We start from the raw sequence: 5,983 nt of genomic DNA, 5'->3' as shown, positions 1-5,983 counted from the left end.
GGAGCTGATACATCCAAAGTTGCAATATTACAATTAGTTTGATATTATTTTATTAATAGAAACAAAGGGGGATAAAAAATGCCTGCAAAAGATAAAGTTTCTCTAAAAATAAATACTCTCTGGTGTAAGGGCTGTGGGATATGTGTATTTATATGCCCTAAAGAAGTATTAGAAATTGAGAATGAAAAGGTATACATAAAAGATCTTGACAATTGTATAAAATGTGGACAATGTGAATACCATTGCCCTGATTATGCTATTTATTTAGAGGAGGAAAAGTAATGGCTGAATTAAAATTAATGCAAGGAAACGAAGCATGTGTAATGGGTGCAATTCATGCAGGAATGAGATTTTATTCAGGATATCCAATAACTCCATCTACTGAAATTGCTGAACTCTCAGCAGAATTGTTACCAAAGTATGGAGGCAAATTCATTCAAATGGAGGATGAAATTGCTGGAGTAGCAGCTGCTTTAGGAGCTTCATTAGCAGGTTTAAAATCTATGACAGCTACTTCTGGACCAGGCTTTAGCTTAAAACAAGAAAACATTGGTTATGGAATTATGGCTGAAATCCCTATAGTTATAGTAGATGTGCAACGAAGCGGCCCAAGTACTGGATTGCCAACTTCACCTTCTCAAGGAGATATAATGCAAGCAAGATGGGGGACACACGGTGATCACTCTATAATAGCTCTTTACCCAGCCTCTGTAAAAGAAATATATACTACAACAATAAAAGCTTTCAATCTTTCGGAAAAATATAGAACCCCAGTTATATTGCTATTGGATGAGATAATCGGGCATATGAGAGAAAAAATAGATTTAGAGGAACTTAAAAATATAGAGATCTATGACAGAAAAAAACCTACTAAATCTGATGACAAATATTTAGCTTATAAAGTTAATGATGGTGATATAGTACCAGAAATGCCTTCTTTTGGAGAAGGCTACAGATTTCATGTTACAGGTTTAGTACACGATGAAACCGGTTTTCCAAGCAACAACGAATCTGTAGCAGATAAATTGTTAAATAGGCTAATTAACAAAATAGAAGATAATAAACAAGATATAGTAAATTTTGAAGAGTACTTATTAGAAGATAGTGAATATGCTATCATATCATTTGGGGCGATTTCAAGATCTTCAAAAGTAGCAGTTGACAAACTTAGAGAACAAGGGATAAAAATAGGCATGTTTAGACCAATAACAATATGGCCTTCACCTGATAAGGAAATATCAGAACTGAGCAAAAAAGTAAAGAAAATTTACGTGGTCGAATTGAATGCTGGACAATATTTTTTGGAAGTTCAGAGAATAGTATCCGCTCAATGTGAAGTAAGAAAATATGGGAAAATTAATGGAGATATCATCGTTCCTCAAGAAATTATATCTTTTATTAAGGAGGATATTTATGCCTAGTGAATTAATAAATAATTATTTTAGAACAGAGACGCTCCCTCATATTTGGTGCCCGGGGTGTGGCAACGGTATAGTAACTAGAGCTATTGTTAAGGCTATAGATAATTTAAATATACCTAAAGATGATGTATGTATAGTATCTGGGATTGGGTGCTCATCTAGAGCTGCAGGCTATTTAGATTTTAATACACTACACACAACACATGGAAGAGCATTAGCTTTTGCCACGGGAGTAAAACTTGCAAATCCTAAATTGCATGTAATTGTAATAACTGGGGACGGTGATGCTTCTGCGATAGGTGGAAATCATCTAATTCATTCAGCAAGAAGAAATATTGATATTACGACTGTGGTATTTAACAACAGTATTTATGGAATGACTGGAGGACAGTACTCACCTACAACTCCTATGGGAGATAAAGCTACTACAGCTCCATATGGAAGTATAGATCCAAATTTTGATTTATGCGAATTAGCTAATGCAGCTGGTGCTACTTATGTTGCCAGAGGTACAGTTTATGCAGTCAATATACTTGAAAAAGTAATTCAAGAAGGAATTGCAAATAAAGGGTTCTCATTTATAGAAGCGATTGCAACTTGTCCAACTTATTATGGTAGAAAGAATAAAAAAGGATCTGCAGTGGACATGATTAAATTTTTAAAAGAACATGGAGTAATGTATACAGCATGGCAAAAGATGAGTGAAGATGAAAAGATTGGTAAATTTCCTATTGGTAAACTTTATACTAAAGAAAGGAAAGAATATACCGAACAGTATCAAATGCTTATTGATTCCCTTGGAAAGGAGAGCAATCAATGAAAAAATATGAAATTAGATTAACGGGTTCAGGTGGGCAAGGACTAATTACTGGGGGAATAATACTAGCTGAAAGTGCAATATTGGATGGGAAAAATGCACTTCAATCTCAATCATATGGGCCAGAAGCCAGAGGTGGTGCTAGTAAAGCTGAAGTCATAATAAGTGATCAAGAAATAGTATTTCCTAAAATAACAGAATGCGATTTATTGTTATCACTTACTAATGTTGCTTGCAATAAATATATTCACACACTCAAAAAGGGAGGAATTTTAGTTATTGACAGTACTGTCGATAGACCAGAAAGAGAGGATATCATAATTTATCAAATTCCTATTTTAGAAACTGCAAATGAAAAGTTAAAGAAAGCTTTCGTTGCTAATATTGTTGCTCTAGGAGCTATAAATAAGATTCTAAACCTTGTATCTGAAAATTCACTTGAAAAAGCAGTTTTAAAAAGGGTACCTAAAGGTACAGAAGAATTAAATAGAAATGCTTTAATTGAAGGAAGAAATTTAATAAATAGGAAGGAAATTACTGATGGAGCAAAATATAATATCTAAAATTCAAGATAGTTTTATGAATTTTAGCAAAGCACAAAAAATTATAGCTGAATATATTGTGAATAACTATGATAAAGCAGCTTTCATGACAGCAGCTGCAATTGGTAATAGATTGAATGTTAGTGAGTCAACAGTAGTAAGATTTGCTAATGCATTAGGGTATAAGGGCTATAAAGATTTGCAGAGAGATTTGCAAGAACTAATACGCAATAAATTAACTACAGTTCAGAGAATTTCTTTATCTGATGAGTTAAATACTAATAGCGATTTTATTGATAAGATAATGGCAAAAGACATAGATAACATGAAAAAGACTATCTTAGAAATCAATGAATTCAATTTCAATTTGGCAGTTAATACACTTATTGAAGCTGATAATATTTACTTATTAGGTTTAAGAAGCTCTAGTTTTCTAGCGGGTTATTTAAATTTTTACTTGAACTTTATATTCGATAATATAAAATTAGTTCAACCTTCAGCCAACGATATATTTGAACAATTAGCCAAAATAAAATCTGATGATGTATTAGTATGCATTACATATCCAAGATACTCAAAGAGAACATTAGATGCTCTAGATTATGTGCGAACAAAAGGATGTAAGATTGTTACTTTTACTGATAGTAATTTATCCCCAGCTTATACTAAATCAGATATATCTTTAATAGCAAAATCCGAAATGCTTTCATTTGTTGATTCGCTTGTTTCACCGATGAGTCTGTTAAACGCCTTTATTTTAGCAATTGCTACCAAAAAAAGAGACGATATTACGCCCTTTTTTGAAGAGCTGGAATTCATATGGGAGAAATATGGAACTTATAACGAGTCAAATACTTCAAATATCAAGTAAGATAGCCTCCGTGATACTTAAACACGGAGGCTATAATTTATAATTAAAAAATATGTCATAAATAATATTATCATAAATGATATAAATGATTAAAAAAATATGATATCATATCTAAGGAGGGTTTAATGATGTCAAAAATAGCTGTAATAGGAGCAGGGCCGGCAGGAATCATAGCTAGTTGTGTAGCTGCTAATCGTGGTAAAAATGTAACATTATTTGAAAAAAACAAGATCATAGGCAAAAAATTAATGATAACAGGGAAGGGTAGATGTAATGTCACTAATGCATCTCCAATTGATGAATTTTTTGATAATATTGTAACAAATCATCAATTCTTATATAGTGCTCTATATACCTTCACTAATGAAATGCTAATAAATAATTTAATCGACCTTGGATTAGAACTTAAAGTAGAAAGAGGTAATCGAGTATTCCCTCAATCAGACAAATCGATCGATGTAATAAATGCTTTGGAAAAATATATAAAAAATAGTAATGTGAATTTATGCTTAAATTCAAAAGTTACTGATATTTACTTAAGAAATGATAAATTTATTATCGAACTAAATGGGTGTGAAAAACAAGAGTTTGATAAAGTCATAATAACTACAGGCGGAGTAAGCTACCCAGCAACAGGGTCTACAGGTGATGGATACAAATTTGCGAAAAAATTTGGACACACAATAAAAGAATTAAAACCCTCATTAGTTCCAATTGAAATAAATAGTCAATTTTTAAATGAAACCAAAGGACTATCATTAAAGAATGTTGAGCTAAGTGCTTTTTTGAAAAATGGGAAATTGATACATAAGGAATTTGGAGAAATGTTATTTACTCATTTTGGAATTTCTGGGCCTATAGTTTTAACAATGAGCAATTATATTAATAAATATGTACCAGATATAGAATTGTTTTTGGATTTAAAACCGGCACTATCTGAAGAAAAACTAGAAGCAAGAATATTAAGAGATTTTGAAAAATATAAAAATAAAGAAATAAAAAATGCTCTCAATGACTTACTTCCAAAGAAAACTATAGAGTGGATTCTTTCAAACTCAACTATAGAACCAACAAAGAAAGTTAATCAGATAACAAAAATAGAAAGACAAAAATTAGTGATTTCTATAAAAAAACTTAAAATGGAATTTGTGAGGTTTAGACCTATTGAAGAAGCCATTGTTACAAGTGGTGGTGTTAATGTAGATGAAATAAATCCATCGACAATGGAGTCGAAAATTATTTCAGGTTTATATTTTGCTGGTGAAATACTAGATGTTGATGCGTTAACTGGGGGATATAATCTACAGATAGCTTTTTCAACTGGTTATTTGGCTGGAATAAATGTATAAAGTGCTTGTTAACACTCAGTTAATATTATATAATTATAAAGGAGCAAGTAATGAATACAATTTCAATTAGAGGTGCTATAACAGTTGATGACAATACAGAGGAAAGTATTTTATCTTCAACAATAGAGTTATTAACAACTATAGAAAATGAAAACAAACTGAAAAAAAATGATGTAATATGCATTTTATTCACTGCAACCAAAGATTTAAATGCTGTATATCCTGCAAAAGCTGCACGAATATTAGAGTACACCCAATGCAGCTTAATGTGTTTACAGGAAATGGATGTTGAGGGAAGCCTTTCAAAATGTATTAGGGTTTTAATTTTATGTGTATCTGAGATGAACCAAGATGAAGCTAAACATGTCTACTTAAAGGATGCTAAAATTCTTAGACCTGATCTATCAAATTAGGTTGCCACCTTTGGGTGGCTGTATTTTTATAGGAGGAATTATGAACAAAGTACATATTGCAATAGCAATCGATGGGCCTGCTGGAGCAGGAAAAAGCACAGTTGCAAAAAAAGTAGCTGAAAAATTAAAATTAGAATATATAGATACAGGAGCAATGTACAGAGCTTATACTTTAAAGGTACTAGAGAAGGGATTGGATCCTCAAAATAAAAGTGAAGTCTTAAGCTTAATAGATGATACAGAAATAACCTTTTCAAATAATCATATTTATTTAGATGGTGAAATAGTAGATGATAAAATCAGAGAGAATAATGTAAGCAAGAATGTTTCTTATGTATCTAGCTATCCTGAAGTAAGGAAGAAAATGGTAGAATTACAACAAAAAATGGCAGAAAATAACAACGTAATTATGGACGGACGAGATATCGGGACAGTTGTACTGCCTAATGCGACACATAAATTTTTTATAACTGCTAAGCCAGAAGAAAGAGGGAAAAGAAGATATATTGAATTATTAGAAAAAAATCATGATGATTTAAATCTATCTGAAATCATTGAAGATATAAACAA

Annotated in this window: 8 protein-coding genes; all 8 read left to right on the top strand. The window is 31.5% G+C overall.

Features of this window, described 5'->3' with window-relative positions:
* The first annotated feature begins 78 nt into the window (after positions 1–78).
* Complete coding sequence (locus ACTB1H_RS08920; protein WP_463262497.1) at positions 79–282, top strand: indolepyruvate ferredoxin oxidoreductase subunit alpha; 204 nt, start codon at positions 79–81, stop codon at positions 280–282.
* Positions 282–1,421, top strand: a complete 1,140-nt coding sequence (locus tag ACTB1H_RS08915) for a 2-oxoacid:acceptor oxidoreductase subunit alpha (RefSeq protein ID WP_463262496.1) — start codon at positions 282–284, stop codon at positions 1,419–1,421. The genes ACTB1H_RS08920 and ACTB1H_RS08915 overlap by 1 nt, the downstream gene beginning before the upstream one ends.
* On the top strand, positions 1,414–2,241 hold the full coding sequence (locus tag ACTB1H_RS08910; protein WP_463262495.1) for a 2-oxoacid:ferredoxin oxidoreductase subunit beta: 828 nt from the start codon (positions 1,414–1,416) through the stop codon (positions 2,239–2,241). The genes ACTB1H_RS08915 and ACTB1H_RS08910 overlap by 8 nt, the downstream gene beginning before the upstream one ends.
* A complete protein-coding gene (locus tag ACTB1H_RS08905; protein ID WP_463262494.1) occupies positions 2,238–2,801 on the top strand; it encodes a 2-oxoacid:acceptor oxidoreductase family protein in 564 nt (187 codons plus the stop codon). Before ACTB1H_RS08910 ends, ACTB1H_RS08905 begins: the two co-directional genes overlap by 4 nt.
* Positions 2,779–3,651, top strand: coding sequence for a MurR/RpiR family transcriptional regulator (locus ACTB1H_RS08900; RefSeq protein WP_463262493.1), 873 nt, complete (start codon positions 2,779–2,781; stop codon positions 3,649–3,651). Before ACTB1H_RS08905 ends, ACTB1H_RS08900 begins: the two co-directional genes overlap by 23 nt.
* Before the next feature lie 128 nt (positions 3,652–3,779).
* On the top strand, positions 3,780–5,000 hold the full coding sequence (locus ACTB1H_RS08895; protein ID WP_463262492.1) for a BaiN/RdsA family NAD(P)/FAD-dependent oxidoreductase: 1,221 nt from the start codon (positions 3,780–3,782) through the stop codon (positions 4,998–5,000).
* A 50-nt stretch (positions 5,001–5,050) separates the two neighbouring features.
* Positions 5,051–5,413: a chorismate mutase gene (gene aroH, locus ACTB1H_RS08890; RefSeq protein WP_463262491.1), complete on the top strand. Its 363-nt coding sequence runs from the start codon at positions 5,051–5,053 to the stop codon at positions 5,411–5,413.
* A 40-nt stretch (positions 5,414–5,453) separates the two neighbouring features.
* On the top strand, positions 5,454–5,983 hold a 530-nt coding region (gene cmk, locus ACTB1H_RS08885; RefSeq protein WP_463262490.1), incomplete at its 3' end, for a (d)CMP kinase.

The sequence above is a fragment of the Soehngenia sp. genome, from assembly GCF_055108775.1.
This window is presented reverse-complemented; position numbering and strand designations above follow the sequence as displayed.